Origin of the sequence: Sulfurovum sp. (assembly GCF_041562805.1) — a bacterium.
GTDB lineage: Bacteria > Campylobacterota > Campylobacteria > Campylobacterales > Sulfurovaceae > Sulfurovum.
Genome location: NZ_JBFFOH010000039.1, coordinates 1 through 19,390 on the forward strand (window position 1 = coordinate 1; position 19,390 = coordinate 19,390).

Below are 19,390 nucleotides of genomic sequence, written 5' to 3' on the forward strand. Positions count from 1 at the left end.
AGAGAGATTATTTAGCTTAGTCACCCCAAAAGGGTGACTAAAGTCTTGAAGAACTTAGCCTTCTTGACCAGCCATTTCCATTGTAATACAATTACGATCAAGCATGTCAGAACAAACGTATACACAAAGTGCACACCCTTTACATCTATCTTCATCTACCCAAGATGTGTTCCCCTCTTTATCGAACATAAGCGTATTCGCTTCTGGACAATATAAAGTACACGTGTTACATTTATATTCAGCACATTTGTCTGCATCTACTTTTGCTACATAATACATTCTTACTCCTTTACTCCAACGAAAATTTAAACATATATATATTAATTACAAAAATTAAATTCAATCTTCATAATCAATAGATTAGAAATGGAGCCTCAAATTAACTTTACACAAAAAAACCTTAATAACAGACACCGGTTATTAATATTCATGAAAAATTATTTTTCAACCACATTAATATGTTTTCAAATGGGAGTTTACTGAAAAAACCTTTGACTTTTCTTATAATTTACATAAAATACACACATTATAAAAAGCAGTTTTTTATAATTATTATATGAACTTATCCATAGCAAAAAAAATAATGAATGTATTTTTTAATATCTCTCTTCAAAAGATAATTGACCTCTATACATTATATATAAAGAAAATTTCCAGCATCCAAATGTGTGCATTTTTCTTTATTGAAGCAATTTATCATTGATGTCTCTTGTATTAAAGGGTTAATACACTATACATTTTATATCAATGTATAATGTATAGTGATAGTGATCGCATCAAATTGTGAAGTAGTAACACAAAGCACTTTTAAATTGGAGTTTTAGTACTAAAATAGACTATATTTTAATAAATTAACCTATAATTTCAAAGGTTTTAGAAGATAATGTTGATTACCTTCGTTGTTTATATACATTATGGTTTAGTACACAGAAGTATTATTAATAGTTAGTTCTAGACCAAGTAAATAGAAATTTTTACAAAATAGGATCATAGGAGTTTTATATGGAAAAACTAGTTTTATTCATTCCGTTTATGCCAATCATAATTGCAATATTGATAGGTTTCTTAAATAAAAAAGAGCTCATGCCTAGAGTGGCTATCTTTTTTTCATTTATAGTAGCACTTTTAGCACTTTATGGTACCTACTATGTGATGAGTACAGATGAAGTGATTGATGGTTTTGGTGGATACCTCATTTACAATGAACTCTCTGCTATACTCGTGCCTTATGTCGCCATCCTTGGTCTTGTTATACGAAAGTACTCTACAAAATACATGTGGGACGAACCTGGGTATAAAAGATTTTTCATACTTTTGAACTTCATATTCTCAGCTATCTATCTTCTTGTAATGAGTAATAACCTGATCATTCTGACTATCGCATGGCAACTGATGAGTATCAGTCTCTATCTTCTTATATCGTTTAATGTTGAGTCCAAATCTGCTATTAAAAATGGTGGATGGACAATGCTTGTACATAAACTGGCTGACCTGCTCTTTATCATAGCTGTAATTCTCACTTATAAAACATTTGGTAGTTTTGAATTATCAGAACTGAGTGAAAAATGGTTGCTTATGTCCCAAAGTGGACCTGTAGATGATCCTATGATCTATGCTGTAGGTTTCCTCTTCTTATTTGCGGCTATGATGAAATCAGCCATTATACCTTTTCATCTTTGGTTGCCATATACGTCAGAAGCACCTACACCAGTCTCTGCACTTATGCATGCTGGAGTTGTAAACGTTGGAGGTATCCTACTTAATAAGATGGCATTCTTGCTACTTTTAACTCCTGAAGTTCTCAATGTCGCATTTGTAATGGGTCTTATTACAGCTGTTTTTGCATCCATTCTGATGCTTGCTGTATCTGATATAAAACGTTCTCTTGGTTACTCTACTGTGGGTCAAATGGGCTATATGATCATGGAAGTAGGACTGGGTGCATTTAGTCTCGCCATCTACCACCTTATGGTACATGGAATATTTAAAGCCTCATTGTTCTTAGAATCTGGAAGTCTGATCAATCAGGCAAGAAAAGAGCCAAACGTTCCTAAAAGACTTTCACATGAACTTTTCTGGGAAGAGAAGCCGCAATATAACAGTATAAACATGTTCCGTATGATTGCCTTCTTTACTGTATTGCCGGTGATTGTTTTCATTGGCGTGAAATTCCTGCTTGATGATGGGTTCTTCCACTTTAACGCTGCTACACTCATACTTGCATTTGCCTGGCTTACTGGTACACAACTCTTTTTGTCTTTCTTTGAAGTATCCAAAGCAAATTCACCAAAAGTCATTCTAGCGCTTATCAGCTCCTTCATTATTGTATTGTTCACCTATGAATTTGTAGGACTTGCCCTTGAGCATTTCCTCTATGGTAAATATGGCGTTCTCTTTTATGAAGTTGCTACACTCCATGTAACGGGAACAATGACCCTACTCATGTTGATAGCTATAATGATCGTTGGTTGGTATTTTACCTATAAACAACATTATATTGGTATACCTATAGGTGAGCATAAACCTAATAAATCTAAATGGCGAATATACAAGATGTTGGCAAAAGAAGGCTATATCTCAGATATGTATGTCAAATATTTCAAAATATTTTAAAGAGGAATGTAAATGTTAATAGATTTTATTTTATTATTTTTGTTTGCGGGAGTACCCTACTATGTCTTTTTTGAAAAGACAAGGATCTTAGGGAAAGAGAAAATATTTTATCTTTCTGCTTTCCTGCTTATTTGTGGGATCATACTTTCTCATTTGTCTCCACAAACAGCATCAACACCAATAGCTGTCGTTGCACTGATCGCTTCGTTATTTTCGCTTTATAAAGCGAAAAAGACAACCAATCTGTATAAATTGGCTTACTATATACTCTTTTTTAATGCGCCAATGCTTATTATGTTTAAAACTAGAGAGAGTACCTTATACGGAGTGTCATTACTGATAACACTACTTGGTATTTTCATGATGGGTAAATACTATGAGCGTAACTATGGTAGTGCAAACTATCGTTCCATAACTGGGATTACACTTGTTACACCATATGCGGGATTAATGTTAACCATTTATTTAACAGCCTTAGCACTCTACCCTCCTTTTCCAAATTCGTTAATGTTTCTAAATGGAATACTCGCCGCTGACCTTAGTGTTTTATGGTACATAACGGTAGTGATCATATTCTTTGGAAACTTTTTAATCGCGGTGAGAGTAATGGCAAAAACAGTTTTTGGAAAACCAAATACCAATGTACACTACATTGACTTAGCTCCTAAAGAGCGATGGCTACATTTGACTATATTTATTATATTACTAGTCCTAAGTCTTGTAGGACTTGAGGAGTTATTAGCATGAGTATATTAGAAAAATTAGATGCGGTTAAAGATACCGTACCACACTATTGGCCTATAGGTGCTTTTATACACCATAACCCTCTAAAAGGTTTTGAACATCTTAATTTCAAAGAAGCTCTTATCAAAGCGCAAAGCATCTTTGGTGGTAAAGTCTATATGGATCCGGACTATTACATTGATCTTTATAATGAAGGTAAAGTAAAGCCTGAACAACTCGAAAAAAACTTGTTAAGATCGCTCAATGAATCAAATCTTGAAAAGTATGCAGATGATGCTAAAACATTTATGCTTGATATCAGTCCATTATGGAAAGGTTTAAGAAGCTATGAAGAATTAAAAGTACATGAAATTGATGAAGAACTTCACACGTATCTTGAAGCAAATTCGATCTACATGAATACTGATACATGGATAGAGTCACTTACAGAACATATGACACTCTATGAAATACATGACGCACTATTTGGTACAAGTGAAAAAGAACTGATTGAAAAAGATGTTATTGAGTTCATCGCACGTTTTCTTGATAAACAGCAAACTACACTTAGTATGTCAGATAGAGACCTTGGTATGTTCAATACCTTTAAACTCTATGAAGATATTGACTATGTGATCGATGCAGAAGGCTATGTGAAAGAAGCGCTAGAAAAACTTAAAGTTGAAGATGTAGAAAAATACTTCTTAACTCACATACTAAAACTACATGGATGGGCTGGATATATCAAATACCGTTCAGAAGACAAAGAGTACTTTCCTCAGCAAGAGCATCCTTCAACAATGATGGATTATATGGCTGTCAGATTGCATTTTGAGTTAAAATATATGCAAAAAGAAGATATAAATAACTTTGATAAACTCAAAGCTTATATCAAAGAGAATACTCCTTACGCTATATTAAAGCTCTTACGGGAAAAAGGTAAGCTTACAGGTACCTATAATGATGCGATGGAGGATCATCAAGACTATCAAAAGATTCTAGATGCTTATGTAAAAGATGAGATCAATTTAAATTCACTTCAAGTACAACTGGCGAAAAAAAGTTTACCTGAGCTTAATATGTCACTCATTGAGTTTTCCAACTTTGCAAATTTACTTAAAAAAGAAGAAGGGTTTATTTGGCTAAAGTCTCTGGAAGATACTTATATCACTGAGCATGTAGATGAATTTACATCTCTTCATACCTACGATGAAAAACCTCTTTCATCCACTATATTTTGTTTAGATGTAAGATCAGAAGTCATACGTAGAAAAATAGAAGAATCTGGTCCATACAACACCTATGGTGCAGGTGGATTCTTAGGTATTCCTATCTCATTTGTCGAGTTTGACAAGGCACATGCATTGGCACTGGCTCCAGCCATTGTTAAACCTCAAAATATAGTATTTGAAATACCTATTGAATCTCATGAAGATTATAATACAAAAAAAGGTGTCAATAAAACAACAAAAAAAGTCTTAACTGATCTTAAAAACAATCCATATACACCTTATATCATGGTTGAGGCAATTGGATGGATGTTTGGTGTTAAACTTTTTGGCAAAACATTTTTTCCAGAGAAGACCAACAAACTTTTCAACAATATGAAACCAAAAAAACCAAAAACCACTTTTACGCTTGATAAGTTAACCATTAAAGAGATTGAAAAATATATTAGAAGACTCCATACAAATATTATCAATGAAGTGTTAACTACCCAATCTGATACAGTACTTACTAAAGATGAACTCTACATCTTATGGGAACATCTTGTTTTTAATAAAGATTTATGCATTAAGATATCTCCAGACATTATCAATAAATTAAAGCATGCTTATCATATCACAGGTCAAGACTATGAGGAGCAAAAAGAGAAACTTGCCATGGTTGGATTCACCATTGATGAACAGGTGATGTATTTAGAAAACCTGCTAAATATGATAGGTCTTGTAAAAGATTTCCCCAAGTTTGTAACTATCTCTGGGCATGGAAGCGTCTCTGATAATAATCCATTCGAGTCTGCACTTGATTGTGGTGCCTGTGGAGGTAGTATTAGCTTACCAAATGCAAGAGCACTCTGTATGATCGGTAACAAACAAGAGATACGTGAAAAACTTAGAGAAAAAGGGATAAATATTCCTACTGAGACCAAATTTTTACCTGCCATGCATGTCACAACAACAGATGAAATTACATTTTATGACACAGATATATTAAATGCTTCGGAATTAGAACTTTTCATGAAAATCCAACAAGACTTTAAAAAAGCATCACTGGCATCAAGAGAAGAAAGAGCCCTCACTTTACCTAACGCAAATCAACAAGAAGACCTGTTTATTAAGACAATGGATTGGTCTGAACCTAGACCAGAATGGGGTCTTGCAGGTAACATGGGTGTATTTGCAGGTCCAAGAGACTCTTGTAGACATATGGAACTTAATAATAGGCTTTTCTTACATTCTTATGACGCCTCTATAGACAATGCAAATGCAGATATACTCACACGTATCTTTAATGGTCCATTGGTTGTAGGTGAATGGATCAACCTTGAGCATTACTTCTCCACTGTAGATAATAAGGTCTATGGAGCAGGCTCAAAGGTATACCACAATGTTGTCTCTAAGATCGGTGTTTACAATGGGAATTACAGTGATTTAAAAATAGGTCTTCCTACGCAAAGTGTTCTCGAAGAAGGTAAAGCATATCATGAACCAGTACGTCTACTGACTTACATGGAAGCCCCACTAGATACTGTAGCCAAAGCTGTTGAAAATTCTATTGCAAAGGAGTTCATTTTAAATGAATGGATAAGACCGATCATCATAGATAAAGCAGCTAAAAAAGTTTACTCATATGAGTTTGGAGAGTTTATAGTCATTAAAGAGCTCTAATAAGCTTTTTTATTATAGCTTAAGCTTTAAATGATATAACAACCTTATAATTAATATTAAAATAGGAAATACAATGTACAAAATAGAATTTGAAAAAGTATGCAGTTGCCATACAAAGAGTGGGCTTGACGACAGTTTAACGTTTGAAACAAGAGAAGATATGATAAATAAAGCACGTGTTTTAGAGTGCAGAATGAATCAAGAGTTTTGTATGAAACACTTTTTTGAAGCTGTAGATTATGGTGAAAAAATAATAATACATAGCAGTGTAAGACCGGTAGATGAAGATGATGACTATATTGAAGATGCTAGAGATCTTGTAAATAACGGTACAGTGGTCATTGGCTTTGATGCTAGCCAATCTACTCCAAGTGGTGATGGCGGAAATTAAGAATAACCCATCACTCATCATTATTCTTCTAAGTCAAGGTAGATTAAAAGTCTGTCCTTGAACTATTCTTCTAAAAACCCTTCTCTTAATACTTAAGATATAAAAGTCCATAGTAATAGAAATGCAGTGACATTTGAGGTTAATAGTGATGAAGACACTCATAATAAGAGTATTTTTATCTTATTTAAAGTTTTAATAACTATACTCCGATAAATTTATAATAAAGAAGGAAAAAATTATGTATACAGTACAAATGGAACACGAATGTGGATGTTTTAAAAAAAGTGAATATACAAATGGGAAATCATTTGATAAGCAGCAAGATGCATACAATTATTCAAATATATTAGCAGAACTCATGAATGAAGAGTTTTGTACAAAACACCTATTTGTTGCTCAAAGATCAGGGGATAATGAGTTTTTGATCAGTGTATCTCAGAACCCTAATGAAGGTAGTTCTTGTAGTACCAGTAGTGCTAGCAGTTGCAGCACTGGAAGTTGTGGTTGTTAATAATATCTGCTAATTTCTACACTCAATTTTAATTCAGGTAGCTAACTATAGCTCTCTGAATAAATCAATATTGATAGGCTACTTAGCTAAGACTCCTCTCTACTCTCTTTTATTTTTCTTCAATTTTAATATCTGAAGCCACAATAAACAAAGGTGCATTAAGGACATGTAACATCGCAGTACCTTGTCCAAGTGCGAAACCATATAGATCATGTTCTTTGATAATACTAATACCAAACCCCGTATCCATATAAGACAGTACACTGTTATCTAATATCTGTGAATTAGTTATATTGTTAAACTCTATCTTAACAGTATTAAGATCTTCACCATCATCATCTTGTACTACTATAGTAAGAACTTTTGAAGTATCCGAAAGTGGTTGAATTGAGCGAATCTGAGCATCTTTAAAATTGTTATACTTTTCTAATAAGGTATTTATTTGTTCCATTTCTTGCCTTTATGTAATAATGTGACATATTAGCTAAAGAAGACTTACTTACACCCTTATTAGTAGACAGTAGTCTTTTCAGGGGTTTCAACGAGTAATAATATAAATAAAAAGTATGTTAATCATACAGAATGATAGACAGATATTAACTATAGATTAACCAGTGATATAATTATTTATAAAGTATAATATGCTATGCTATAGATAAGACTAACATCAAAGGATCATAGATGAGTAAATTAGATATAACACAGCAAGAGACAATATTGATTGACGTAAATCAAATACACCAAGACCTGCCTAATATAGATGAATCGTCTTTGAATCAAATAGACGAAGACTTATTACAAGCATGGCGTGAAGTATTTAAAGAAGATAAAGTTCAAGTACTTGAAGTTTGCTGCTAACAGTAAGAGCGAGAGAGCTCTTCTCTCGCATCCATATATGAAGTAGTATATGTATTAAAAGTGTAAGTGCTTATTGTGCCTCTTCATAAGGATCAAACATTGCAATTTGCTCCAATGCTTGATCAAATTGTAGTGGGCTTAATTCAAAAGCATTGATCCCTAAGTCCGCTATCCCAAAAAGTTTATCTGTATCTTTGGGTGAGACCAAGGCAAATATTGCTTGTTTAGGCTTCGTGTCTTTTATCTGCTTTAAAAGGCCAACACCCTCAGGCTCCACACTTATATCACCAAGAACAATATCGTATTGATTGCTATCAAAAAGCTTTAGTGCTTCTTCTTTACCTAGAACTTTATCTACTTTATTAAACAGTTGGTTGAACATTTCAGTACCTGAATCAAACATCGACCTATCATCTTCGATGAAAAGTAAATTCCACTTTTTATCTGTACTCATTATTTTCCTTTTATTCAAAATATATAAATTATTAAAATATTGTTTTAAAAACTAATTTAAATTTTTTTATTAGTATTGAGAAACTGCTTAGAAAACTGCTCACCTTTTTTCTTAAACACTTCAGCAATATCAGTTACATATACTTCATCAGCTGTTGTGGAAAAAAGCTCTAGCCACCTCGTAAAAGTTTCTCTTTTTAAATGAGGCATCTTTACATGGGCACCCACAAAATTTCCGTAATAAGTGTCTTCCCCTAAAATTTTAGCCAACCAAAAATCAGCTAGAAGATCTATATGGTCTATCCAATCTTCACTGCTTATATCATCCCCAAGTTCATCTATAAAAAAAGGTCCTAGTTTTTGATCATGTATAGCTTTTTCATAAAATGAGGTCATCAAGATTCTAAGGTTTTCTCTAGTAATACTGTTATGAAGTTCTATTCTTCATCCTTTTTGTACAAATCATCTATAAACACCGGTCAGATCAAGGCAAAAGACAATTGTTTTTTGAAATGAAATTATAGCAAGATTTATATAAAGCCAGAACACTCTTATTCATACTATCTGCTTAGTTAAAGGGGCGCTTCTATTATGGGAAAAATGAGCAATAAAGAGCATATTGAGATGGTTATCCCCCTGCCCTAAAAATTTGAAAGTAACGCACAGGGCTTGTATGTAGTGGTGTGTAGTTTTTTTTGGGTATAATACTAAAAATATCTTTAATGATTATACAGGTGAAATATGCCCATAACAATTAAAATGCCCATTACACTTAAATCTTACTTGAACATACAATTCGATAAACCTGACATGTACCTCGTCTCTATCCTCAACGATAAGTACGTTCCATGGGAATTTTGTATGAGAATGCTTATGGAGGTCTTTCATAAGAATCTGGAAGATGCTCAAGCCATTGCTCATGAGATCGTAACCAATGGTGAAGGATTTTGTGGCGGATACATGTTAGAAATAGCAGAAACCAAAGCAGAATTCGTTGAAACACAAGCTAAAAAAGAAGGCTTTACTTTAACCTGCCTGGTTGAAGAAGTTTAGTTTTCTTCTTTCTCAAACATTCGCTAACAGTCTCCTGTTCTACATCCCTTAGTAGCAGAACAAGCAGTAGTTGCTCCTTCTTCTAAAAATAACGCCAACATCCTATCCATCGTGTCTGCATGATGAAGTGTCCATGGTGTTAAATTACCTTCAACATAAGCAGATATTGCTCTTGTATCTTTATGCTCTTCAAAATACTTTATGACAGATTTTAGTTCATGCAAGTGTCTGTCATGTTCACTTTTATGCGTTTTAAAAGTAGGAAACGATACTTCTTCCATCATATCTTCTTCATCAAGAAAATGCGCGGCTGTATGTTCCAGTAACTCTTTTAATATTTCAGGCACAGCTTCTGTGTTATTATCCTTTGCAACAGTTTCAAGTCTATTTATAATAAGTGTCTCTTCTAAATGCGTGTCGTTCATACTTGGTATTGCTACTATCGGTAGTTGTTCTAGTGTAATCAAAATCTTTGTTCCTTTATTTGAATAGAAATGAATTATAAATGACATTATACCTTTATCGGTAGAGATATTGGTTTCCGGTCGGAAATCTAGATTAACTCTAATCTCGTTTAAATTAGTACTCCTTCGTAACTGTAAACTTTCTTCTCAATGTCATACTTTGACATTGTTCTTTATACTTTATATATATTTAAATTATTTGACATCTGTCAGTAAGTATAAATTTTTTATAGCTATAATATTTTTTCAAACCCTATTAATGGAGATAAAATGCTAATTCAAAAACGAGAGATACAACAAGTAGCAAATGCTATGATGAATATGTTACATGAAGATGAGATAGAGATCATTAATGACTTTCATGATGCTGTTCTAGCCAGAGATATAGAGAAAATTGACGAACTTTTTAAAGTCGTTTTAATGGATGTAGAGGATCACTTTAGCACTGAAGAGGCTATGATGGAACAAAATGAATATCATGACTTCCAGGTACATAAAAATGATCATGACACTATGAGAGTAAAATTAAAAAACTTTCATGACCGATGGGAAATACTTAAAAGTCCAAATGAGCTAAAAGGTTTTTTAGAAAAAGATTTTAAGAAGTGGTTGATGTTACATGTTTCAAAGTGGGATGCAGAAGCTGCTATGCACCTTGGTAATGGTTAATTAGCAATAGTTAAAAGTACAATTCAAACAGCAATACCAAAAATTTAAAATTTCTAATTCTAGACCATATTATGGGAAATAGTCTTGGGAGAATAAAAAGGTATAAAATGTATACAGATATGCCTCCATTGATCTACGGTACCGCATGGAAAAAAGAGCGTACGAAAGAACTTGTTATTGAAGCAGTCAAAGCAGGATTTAAAGGTATTGACACGGCCTGCCAGCCCAAGCATTATCATGAGGCAGGTGTAGGAGAAGCACTAGCTCTCTTGGCACAAGAGGGATTTAGACGTGAAGTGCTTTTTTTACAGACTAAGTTCACCCCGCTCACAGGACAGGACCCTCTCAACGTCCCTTATGATAAAAAAGCCGAGTTAAGCACTCAAGTAGCACAATCGTTTGAGGTCTCAAAAACAAACCTTCAGACGAACTATATTGACTCCCTGATCTTGCACTCTCCACTCTCTTCTTTCGATGACCTTGAAACAGTATGGAGAGCTATGGAAGAGATAGCTCAAAGAGGCGAAGCCAAACAACTTGGTATCTCAAATATTTATGACCTTCAAATACTAAAAGACCTTTATGAAATGGCTAAGATCAAACCCTCAGTGGTTCAAAACAGGTTTTATCAAGAGAGCGGTTATGATAAAGAGATACGTAGCTTTTGTGAAAAAAATAATATCATCTACCAAAGTTTCTGGACACTCACAGCAAACCCACATATACTTAAAAGTGCAGAGCTTATTCAACTTAGTCAAAAGTACAACAAAAATGTTATTCAGCTATTTTTTACGTATCTACATCAGGTCGGTATCACACCTTTGACAGGAACAACAAATATAGAACATATGCAAAGTGATCTAGAAAGTTTCGATATTGTTTTAAATGCTAGTGAGGTTTCTAAGCTAGACTCTCTTTTTTAATTAAAGATGCACCTGATTAAGAAGCAGTCGCACAATCTCCACAACGTCCCGCTTTAGGCATTAAAAGCAGACGTTCTATAGCAATCTCTTTTCCACATACGTTGCATAAAAATGAACTGATATCTTCCAGATGTTCCAGCATAAATAGGAGTTTTCTTTTTCTAATGTAGGCACGTTTGAGTTCTCTTTGACAGACCTCTTCTTTATTCATAGGATCAAAAGATATTACATCACCCAGTGAAGACTCTGGTGAGACAACGTCAGCGAAAGATCCTAGTTCTTCTATTTGGGCATTGGTTTGTATGAGCTCTTTATCCAGTTTAGTTTTAATGCTCAAACGATCTTTTTCGAGTTTAGTATTTAACATGAAACGATTTTTTTCATATATTTATTACCCTTATTTTTGTGGTATTTTATACTTTTTTAGCTCAATAAAAGCTTTTTCTTCCATCAAGGCTAAGTAAATGGAATGGCATGAAGATGCATACGGGAGATACCTTATGAAGATATATGAGGGATGCCAAGTGTTAGTATTCATAAGACTTGGCATTTAAAAAAGCATTATCGAGCCAGTATTTCATCCAATTCATCTTCATAAATAATTTCTTTTTCAAGCAGTGATTTAGATAAGCTCTCTATAGTCCTCCAATGTTCATTGACTAGGTTTATAGTACTTTTTTTACCTTCAAGCATCCAGCGTTCGAGTGCAGTGTCGATCTTTGCATGATAATGTTTTGTATCTTTGCTACTGATATCATTTTCATTTGCATCCATCACACCATTGATGTTTATGTATCCCACCTCTTTATCCATTCCATAATATGCTATTGCTGCATATGCATCACGTGTGGCTTGTTGTATGTCATTTGAAGCACCCGTATCCATACCTTCTATGTCACCAAAACGTTTTATTTGTGCTGTTCTTCCTGCTAAGGATACACAGATTTTGTCTTTAAAATCTTTGACTGTCATATTGTCTTGAACATCATTATAATTTTGTGAGACAAAGTGTTCATTATTATCTTTTGGCGTTAAACTAACATGTTCAATATGAACATGTGGCATTAAAACTTTAGAGATGACAGCACGACCAGCTTCATAGATCGCTGTCTCTTCAAACATCATTTCAGGAGATAGATAGGACTGTTGCTCACCATATTTGATCGTATTAATCTGATCAATTAAAATATCTTGCGTAATTGCAGGTAAACTATGACGTAAACAATAATAGGAAGCTTCTTTACCTACAAGTTCAAGTTGTGCACCCGTCATCCCAGCTGTATACATAAGCAACTTGTTCATATCAAATTTACCACTTGTAGGCTTATTCTCAATGATTTGGTTTAAGAAGTATTGTCTCGCCTCTTTATCAAGGTTATTGATCTCTATATGGATCTCAATTCTTCCTGGTCTGATGATTGCAGTATCGATGTTATCTTTAAAATTGGTTGCAGCAACAACAAAAATATTTTCACCCTTGCCATCAGAAAACCCATCCATTTCTGATAATAATTTATTAATAGGGACTTCCCTGCTGTTTTCCCCTCCACGCTTTCCAATAGTATCTATCTCATCAATAAAGATAATAGCAGGTGCATACTCTTTTGCTTTGGCAAAAATTTGCTTTGTTTTTTCAGGCTGTAGAAGTTCTAGACCAGTTACAGAGATAAAAGGCAATTCAGCTTCTCTAGCAAATGCTTTTGCAAGCATAGTTTTACCGGTTCCAGGAGGTCCATAAAGCAGCATACCTTTTGGTGGTGTAATGTTAAAGCTTTCTAAGCGTTTAGGCTCTTTAAAAAAGTTAATAACCTCATGAAGCCTTTGCTTTGCTTTATGGTGACCAGCAATATCATCAAAAGAGATATTTGGTATATCAAAAACAAGTCCATCTTCACTAAAATCTTTGATTCTTGTTACTTGTTTAAATTTACAACTACGTATTTTGTAGGTTATGACACCATTCTTATCTGTAATACTATCATCAATGTCAAGTGTGACATTTTTTCTAAAAAGTTCTTTTACTAGTATTTCATCGTCGATAAGAGGGTTTACCATCTCATTTAAATAGCTTACACACTCTTTAGATAGGGATACTTTTATCTCACTATACTTTCGCGTCGATTTACCTGAATCCATCATGTATTCTGTGATTCTATTAAAGAAAGTAGTACTTACCTTATCTTTAATACGTCTCGCATCCAGTTCTGGTGCAAAATTGAGTATCTGTATTTTTAAGAAGTTCTGAAAATTACTTGCCTGGTTAAATTCAATCTCATACTTTTTATTAAATTCATCTTTATATTGGAAAAATACTTTCTTTGCGATATTAGCAAACGCAGCATAGTTGAGCTTATTAAATAAAACAATGTGTGCTTGTGAAAACCTGGAAACCAACTCTGGTAGAATAGCTTGTTGGTAACCCCCACTTCGGCTATCCCTTTTCTTCTCTCGTCTGATGGCTTCAAGGATCATCGATTCAGCTTGAATATAGTCCTGCTTGACAAGTTCTTTAAATCTGTTATCAAGGTAGAGCTCTTTTCCTAAACTTGTAGTGATGATAAAGATAGCTTCTGTAAAATCTACCATGTAATTTGCATTTTCATCTGAATATATAATGTCAAGGTTTTCACTACACGGGTCATCAGTGATCTTATCCCAACCACATCCATCACGCATTTTACCACCCTCAAAAATGGAAAGAAGGTTACTTTGAATGTTAGTGTCACATTTTTCAAAGGCATCAAGTACTATGATGGCTTTTGGATTTCTATGAACAAAGCCCGTTAACTGACCGACACCATACCCCTTCCAACCAGCCGGATACCCATAGAGTTCTCCACCATTTTGCTGATGGTACTGTGTCATATCAAATTTCATGATCTTATAGCTAGGTAAGTTTTCTGACATAAGTTCAGCTAGGTAAGTTTTACCTGTGGCTGGAGAACCTAAAAAAAGGTATGTTGCCTTAGGTGCATTCTTATTCTCCATGATATCGTTTTTCATACTGTTTACAACAGTATTTATGGCTTGTTCTTGTCCGAACAAATCTTTAGAGAGGTCTTCTTTTAATTTTTTGGAAAATGTTATATTCTTTTGAGCCTCATTCTCCAATAAGATCTCTTGCTCATCTTTATGTTTTTGCTCGTATTTTTCAATCTGTGCTTTGACTTGCGCGTCTGTTTTTGGCATATTTTTACTCTTATTAGTTTTGAATCTTATTTACCAATTAATGAATTGGATGAATTGTTGATTTTATATTTTAATGATGGAATATCAAGTTACTAGTATGAAAACTAGCCTTTCTTCTTTGCTTTCGCAATACGATCTAACATAGCATCAAAATTGCCAGTTGAACGTACTTCTACTACTGCTGTTACTACGGCATGTAGTGCAACATATTTTAGATAGCGGCTAAGGTCTTCACAGCCGTTCTCTTTCATCTTTTCTTCTATTTTTGTTTTTTGTGCCTCTGTTACTTTAAATCCAAGTACTACAGATGCTTCCTCAGTAGATGAACCTGCAGGGGTCAGCGTAAATGCTTGCGTTTTGAGTGCGACTACTTTTAAATACACAGAGATCTCATCAAAACCATTTTCTAACGCTCTTTGATCTATCGTCTCTTTTTGTGATGGTGTTACATTAAAGTTTATATCAATAGCTGTATCCATAAATCTATTTTTTCCTTTAGGACTTTTGTAAGCCATCATATTGTAAATTCACTTAAACCCCTATTTCAAACTTTAGTGCAGCATATTATGTTTAATATTTAAGATATTAAAGCTACAATTCACTCCATTAATTAATTGGTAAAAAAGATAAAGGTGATAAATATGGCAAACACAAATGCATTAGAATTACTACAAGATGAAAACCTATCTGCTGAGACACTAGATGAATTAAGTACAGATGAGAATCCATTTGTTCGCGTGCGAGTTGCTGCACATATGAATACATCATCTCAAACATTAGTTAAGCTGAGTAAAGATGAAACTCCTCTAGTAAAACAGTTTGTTGCTGAACATCTTCATACACCTGTGGATGCTTTAGTTGAATTAAGTAAAGACAGTGATATGTTATACTGGGTTGCTGGAAACCCAAATACACCTGTAGAGATATTAAATAAATGTAGTAAAGATAAAGATGAAAATGTTCGTTCATCTGTTGCAGTAAATCCAAGCATACACGTAGCAACATTATCCATACTCTGTTGTGATGAGAATGAAGATGTCAGAGCAGCCGTTGCCAAAAACTTGAAAACACCAGTTGCGGTTTTAAATAAATTAAGTAAAGATCCTGTAGAGAGTGTTCGAGAAGCTGTTGAAAAAAATCCAAATACACAAGCTAAGCCCGCAGAATAGCTTTTCTATGGAAATAAAGTCTAAGAGTTAAGATACTCCTAGACTTAATAAGTTTTATCCTAAGTAGTACTACTTAAGATTTACACTTTGATTGATAGACCTTAGTTACATCTGCAATAAACTCATCTGTAAACATTTCGGTGAAGTCTTCATCTTCATCATGATATTCTATAAACCCAAAGAAGTCTTCAGGTGTAATTTCATACTCATACATTTTGTCTATTGCTTCCGTATAATGGTCAGAAGAGAAGAGACCTGCTATCTCTTCTCCTTGATAATCATACTCTGGATGATCGATCTCTTTAAAACACTTTTGCTGATGCAGTAAGGATTCAAGTTCATCAATCTTTGTACCTTCTTCAACTGAGACAGACCCGTTTTTTAGAATGTTCATAATGATTGTCTGCATCTCTGCTAATATTTTTGCCTGTTCACTCATTTTATCTCCTTTTCATGCCTTATAAATACTTTTATTGGTTTAACAACTGCATATTTGATGAATATCAAAAACTATTGAGTTTACCTAGTAATCTTCGTCTTCATCTTCGTCATTAATACCAAGATTATCCATAAACTGCTCTGCCAAGATGTTAGCTTTTTTATAAAACTTATCAGCGATTTCAGGAACAAAGAGTCGATAGACCGTCTCATGAAAAAGTTTTAACCAACGCTCAAAATGTTCCTCAGTAAGCGGTCCTAAAAATGCATGCGGAGGGAAAGGATGTCCCTGATAAGGTGACAAGCCTGTCATCATCTGCATCCAAAAATTATATAGTGTATTTAGATGTTCATACCATTTGCCATTAGTTAAATCATCTCCAAGGGCTTTAACAAAAATAGGACTTAATATATCATCCTTAAGTACGATCGTATAAAATTCACGTACCATCTGTTCTATCTTGCCTCTATCTACTGTATCATAAGGCATCCTATCTCCTAATATTAATGGTAAGAGTATAGCTAAACTATACTACTACTTTAATGACGGATATCAAGTTCAAGTGAATATTTATATACTAACCGAACAATCTTTAGTCATTAATTTTTCAAGCCATTGAACATCTTCTTTTGTTAACTCTAGTTTATTGTAAATACAATCGAACGCTATTAAGTTTAAAAGATTTTCTATTTCTTTCGGCAACTTTGTAAGCTGATTTTTCCAAAGTGTTAATTTTGTTAAATTTATAAGTTTTCCTATCTCTTTAGGAAGGGATGTAAGCTTGTTTCCCCCAAGTTCTAAAGTAGTTAAATTTAGAAGTTTTCCAATCTCTTTTGGTAGTATTGTAATTTTATTTTCTTGAAGAAGCAGAAGCTTTAAATTTCTTAGCGCTCCTATTTGATTTGGTAACTCTTTTAACTGATTTCCTGGAACATAAAGCTCTTCTAAATTAATAAGATTGCCTATCGTATCTGGTAGTGCAGTGATTTGGTTCCCCAAAAGATAGAGCTTTTTTAAATGTAGAAGATTTCCTATTTCTGCTGGCAATTCATTAAGTTGAGAACCCAGAAGATTCAGTTCAGTTAAGTTCAGTAACTTCTCTTTGTTTCTTGGAAACCCTCTGAAATAACCACCTTTTAAATATGAATCGTGTTCTATCCACTGTAAATCGGAAACAGAGTTTTCATCTGCCCAGTTCAAAAGTGTTTGAATCCAGGCATCATCTGTATTATTCATAAATTACCAAGGCTTACTTATGCTTTATGAAACCCAAGTATATGCCCAAAAAGTTTATCTTCTGTGAGTCCCATCTTTGCTGATGTCATTAAGTTGTTATCTTGGTAGTATTTTAGTAATGCCTGTGGATCTTGACCTGTCATCGTAGCTTGGTAACCTAATGCAGCAATTACCTCTTGTTCATGTACATCAATACCCTCTTTTTTAGCTAAGGCTTCAACTATAAGAGCCATCTTGATGCTTTTTCTTGCATCATCACGTACAGACTCTCTAAGCTCCTTAAATTTACCCTTATCTTCCATATAAGATTTATGTTGCTCTTCACTAAATCCTCTTGTCTTTTCACGAACCTTTGCATCGATTTCCTGTTCTACTATATTGTTTGGTAGAGTGAAGTCAAATTTTTCAAGTAAAGCTTTTACGATCTTTGGCTTTAGATCACTCATATAAATTTGTGACAGTTCTTCTGCTGTTACTTGTTCAGCAAATTGTTTTTTTAATGTATCAAGTGTCGCATCTGGTTTTTGAAGTACTTTTTGTGCAAAAGCATCATCTATTTTCTCCGCTTTTTGTTCTTGAATTTCATGCAGTTTTACAATAAACTTAGCTTCTTTACCTGCTAGATCATCCGCTGAATAATCTTTTGGAAAGCTTACGATAACATCTCTTTCTTCGCCATACTCCATGCCAACAAGCTGTTCTTCAAATCCAGGGATAAATTGCTTAGAACCAACTTTAATATTAAACTTCTCAGCACTGCCACCTTCAAAAGGTTTATCGTCTATAAACCCTGTAAAGTCGATAACAGCAACATCACCATTTTCAACAGGCTTTGCTTTTTCAAGTTTTGTAAATGGCGCTTGTTTTTGTGCAAATTCTACAATTTTAGCTTCTACGGCTTCTGGACTTGCAGTAGGTTTTGTGTAAGTAGGCGCGATGTCCTTGTAATCAATGTCAACATTTATTTCAGGGCTAACAGCTACTTCTACTTCAAAGTAAATGCAATTATCTTGTTGCTCATATTTTTTAAGTCCTGGTTGACCTAAAATATTTTCAACAGCTAAATTACCTTCTTTAATTCCGGCATCAATGAAGTCTTTAAATACTTGTCCTGCTGCATCTTGCTCAAAATTTACATCTTTAGACTCTTCGTCCTTTGGCTCTTTTGCTGCTTGTTCTTTAAGTTTAGTAACCTTATCTTCAAGTACACTATTCTCAACTGTACCACTTATAATGAAATTTATATCATCTACTTTTTCTACTGTAACTTTCACTACAATCCTTTTGGTTTTAATTGCGTAATTTTAGCATTATTGTCTAAAATTAACATGTTAAAAAATTTAAGTTCAATGAGTAGATAAAGGGTTATGTAATATATTCATAAACCCTCTGTATAGCACAAAGAACTAGGAGATCTATCTTTTTATCCGTAGTCGGATCAAGAGCACAAATTTGTATAAATGTATAGGTTGAAGCTATTAATTACTTTTATTTTAGGGTTGTATAACTTTATTTTAGAGTGAAAAATTTGTTATATGAAGGTTTGGATTGATTGTATTGCTATATGACGATAGAAGAGACATCATTTAGCTTAGTCACCCAAGAGGGGTGACTAATGACCTTGAAGAACTTACTCTTCGTGACCAGCCATTTCCATTGTAATACAGTTACGATCTAGCATGTCAGTACAAACGTATACACAAAGTGCACACCCTTTACATCTATCTTCATCTACCCAAGATGTGTTCCCCTCTTTATCGAACATAAGCGTATTCGCTTCTGGACAATATAAAGTACACGTGTTACAT

Annotated in this window: 23 protein-coding genes; 10 read left to right on the forward strand and 13 right to left on the reverse strand. The window is 33.9% G+C overall.

The annotated features are described in order from the left end of the window. Positions 1 to 54: 54 nt before the first annotated feature. Entirely contained in the window at positions 55 to 279 is a 225-nt protein-coding gene (locus ABYK33_RS06690) for a 4Fe-4S dicluster domain-containing protein (protein ID WP_373032270.1), read from the reverse strand. A 723-nt stretch (positions 280 to 1,002) separates the two neighbouring features. Here ABYK33_RS06690 and ABYK33_RS06695 point away from each other — a divergent pair. From ABYK33_RS06695 to ABYK33_RS06715, 5 genes are all read left to right on the forward strand, one after another. Continuing rightward, complete coding sequence (locus ABYK33_RS06695) at positions 1,003 to 2,613, forward strand: proton-conducting transporter membrane subunit (RefSeq protein WP_373032272.1); 1,611 nt, start codon at positions 1,003 to 1,005, stop codon at positions 2,611 to 2,613. A 12-nt stretch (positions 2,614 to 2,625) separates the two neighbouring features. Continuing rightward, entirely contained in the window at positions 2,626 to 3,360 is a 735-nt protein-coding gene (locus ABYK33_RS06700; protein ID WP_373032273.1) for a hypothetical protein, read from the forward strand. Beyond that, positions 3,357 to 6,227 (forward strand): putative inorganic carbon transporter subunit DabA, encoded by a 2,871-nt coding sequence (locus ABYK33_RS06705; protein ID WP_373032274.1) that lies wholly within the window; start codon positions 3,357 to 3,359, stop codon positions 6,225 to 6,227. The genes ABYK33_RS06700 and ABYK33_RS06705 overlap by 4 nt, the downstream gene beginning before the upstream one ends. 73 nt (positions 6,228 to 6,300) lie before the next feature. Next, positions 6,301 to 6,618 carry a hypothetical protein gene (locus tag ABYK33_RS06710; RefSeq protein ID WP_373032275.1) on the forward strand — a complete coding sequence of 106 codons (318 nt, stop codon included), beginning with the start codon at positions 6,301 to 6,303 and terminating at the stop codon, positions 6,616 to 6,618. Positions 6,619 to 6,856: 238 nt separating this feature from the next. Then, entirely contained in the window at positions 6,857 to 7,129 is a 273-nt protein-coding gene (locus tag ABYK33_RS06715; RefSeq protein ID WP_373032276.1) for a hypothetical protein, read from the forward strand. Positions 7,130 to 7,238: 109 nt separating this feature from the next. On the opposite strand, the gene ABYK33_RS06720 is transcribed toward ABYK33_RS06715, so the two are convergent. Further along, positions 7,239 to 7,580 carry a hypothetical protein gene (locus ABYK33_RS06720; protein WP_373032277.1) on the reverse strand — a complete coding sequence of 114 codons (342 nt, stop codon included), beginning with the start codon at positions 7,578 to 7,580 and terminating at the stop codon, positions 7,239 to 7,241. A 230-nt stretch (positions 7,581 to 7,810) separates the two neighbouring features. Between ABYK33_RS06720 and ABYK33_RS06725 the strand changes: the two genes are divergently transcribed. Beyond that, entirely contained in the window at positions 7,811 to 7,987 is a 177-nt protein-coding gene (locus tag ABYK33_RS06725) for a hypothetical protein (RefSeq protein WP_373032278.1), read from the forward strand. Positions 7,988 to 8,057: 70 nt separating this feature from the next. On the opposite strand, the gene ABYK33_RS06730 is transcribed toward ABYK33_RS06725, so the two are convergent. Together ABYK33_RS06730 and ABYK33_RS06735 are read right to left on the reverse strand one after the other, a co-directional pair. Then, on the reverse strand, positions 8,058 to 8,441 hold the full coding sequence (locus ABYK33_RS06730) for a response regulator (RefSeq protein ID WP_373032279.1): 384 nt from the start codon (positions 8,439 to 8,441) through the stop codon (positions 8,058 to 8,060). 56 nt (positions 8,442 to 8,497) lie between these two features. Further along, entirely contained in the window at positions 8,498 to 8,836 is a 339-nt protein-coding gene (locus ABYK33_RS06735; RefSeq protein WP_373032280.1) for a group III truncated hemoglobin, read from the reverse strand. A 345-nt stretch (positions 8,837 to 9,181) separates the two neighbouring features. On the opposite strand from ABYK33_RS06735, the gene ABYK33_RS06740 reads away from it, so the two are divergent. Then, a complete protein-coding gene (locus ABYK33_RS06740; RefSeq protein ID WP_373032282.1) occupies positions 9,182 to 9,493 on the forward strand; it encodes an ATP-dependent Clp protease adaptor ClpS in 312 nt (103 codons plus the stop codon). Positions 9,494 to 9,516: 23 nt separating this feature from the next. Here the strand turns inward: ABYK33_RS06740 and ABYK33_RS06745 are convergent, their stop codons facing one another. Then, a complete protein-coding gene (locus tag ABYK33_RS06745) occupies positions 9,517 to 9,960 on the reverse strand; it encodes a bacteriohemerythrin (protein WP_373032284.1) in 444 nt (147 codons plus the stop codon). A 267-nt stretch (positions 9,961 to 10,227) separates the two neighbouring features. On the opposite strand from ABYK33_RS06745, the gene ABYK33_RS06750 reads away from it, so the two are divergent. Beyond that, positions 10,228 to 10,626 carry a bacteriohemerythrin gene (locus ABYK33_RS06750; protein WP_373032285.1) on the forward strand — a complete coding sequence of 133 codons (399 nt, stop codon included), beginning with the start codon at positions 10,228 to 10,230 and terminating at the stop codon, positions 10,624 to 10,626. Between the two features lie 107 nt (positions 10,627 to 10,733). Further along, complete coding sequence (locus tag ABYK33_RS06755) at positions 10,734 to 11,549, forward strand: aldo/keto reductase family protein (protein ID WP_373032287.1); 816 nt, start codon at positions 10,734 to 10,736, stop codon at positions 11,547 to 11,549. 16 nt (positions 11,550 to 11,565) lie between these two features. Here ABYK33_RS06755 and ABYK33_RS06760 read toward each other — a convergent pair whose 3' ends face one another. The 3 genes from ABYK33_RS06760 to ABYK33_RS06770 all read right to left on the reverse strand — a co-directional run bounded on the left by ABYK33_RS06760 (position 11,566) and on the right by ABYK33_RS06770 (position 15,217). Then, positions 11,566 to 11,916: a TraR/DksA C4-type zinc finger protein gene (locus ABYK33_RS06760; RefSeq protein WP_373032288.1), complete on the reverse strand. Its 351-nt coding sequence runs from the start codon at positions 11,914 to 11,916 to the stop codon at positions 11,566 to 11,568. Positions 11,917 to 12,110: 194 nt separating this feature from the next. Next, positions 12,111 to 14,738: an AAA family ATPase gene (locus ABYK33_RS06765; RefSeq protein WP_373032289.1), complete on the reverse strand. Its 2,628-nt coding sequence runs from the start codon at positions 14,736 to 14,738 to the stop codon at positions 12,111 to 12,113. A gap of 104 nt (positions 14,739 to 14,842) precedes the next feature. Beyond that, the gene (locus ABYK33_RS06770) at positions 14,843 to 15,217 is read right to left on the reverse strand and encodes a hypothetical protein (protein WP_373032290.1); all 375 of its coding nucleotides are present in this window, start codon (positions 15,215 to 15,217) and stop codon (positions 14,843 to 14,845) included. Positions 15,218 to 15,379: 162 nt separating this feature from the next. Here ABYK33_RS06770 and ABYK33_RS06775 point away from each other — a divergent pair, with 162 nt between their 5' ends. Next, positions 15,380 to 15,907: a hypothetical protein gene (locus ABYK33_RS06775; RefSeq protein ID WP_373032291.1), complete on the forward strand. Its 528-nt coding sequence runs from the start codon at positions 15,380 to 15,382 to the stop codon at positions 15,905 to 15,907. A 73-nt stretch (positions 15,908 to 15,980) separates the two neighbouring features. On the opposite strand, the gene ABYK33_RS06780 is transcribed toward ABYK33_RS06775, so the two are convergent. From ABYK33_RS06780 to ABYK33_RS06800, 5 genes are all read right to left on the reverse strand, one after another. Continuing rightward, positions 15,981 to 16,346 (reverse strand): hypothetical protein, encoded by a 366-nt coding sequence (locus ABYK33_RS06780; protein ID WP_373032292.1) that lies wholly within the window; start codon positions 16,344 to 16,346, stop codon positions 15,981 to 15,983. An 84-nt stretch (positions 16,347 to 16,430) separates the two neighbouring features. After that, positions 16,431 to 16,835: a group III truncated hemoglobin gene (locus ABYK33_RS06785; RefSeq protein WP_373032293.1), complete on the reverse strand. Its 405-nt coding sequence runs from the start codon at positions 16,833 to 16,835 to the stop codon at positions 16,431 to 16,433. Positions 16,836 to 16,916: 81 nt separating this feature from the next. Beyond that, positions 16,917 to 17,582 (reverse strand): leucine-rich repeat domain-containing protein, encoded by a 666-nt coding sequence (locus ABYK33_RS06790; protein WP_373032294.1) that lies wholly within the window; start codon positions 17,580 to 17,582, stop codon positions 16,917 to 16,919. Positions 17,583 to 17,599: 17 nt separating this feature from the next. Further along, the gene (gene tig / locus ABYK33_RS06795; protein WP_373032295.1) at positions 17,600 to 18,856 is read right to left on the reverse strand and encodes a trigger factor; all 1,257 of its coding nucleotides are present in this window, start codon (positions 18,854 to 18,856) and stop codon (positions 17,600 to 17,602) included. Between the two features lie 356 nt (positions 18,857 to 19,212). Further along, the coding region (locus ABYK33_RS06800) for a 4Fe-4S dicluster domain-containing protein (RefSeq protein WP_373032296.1) at positions 19,213 to 19,390 on the reverse strand (178 nt) is incomplete at its 5' end.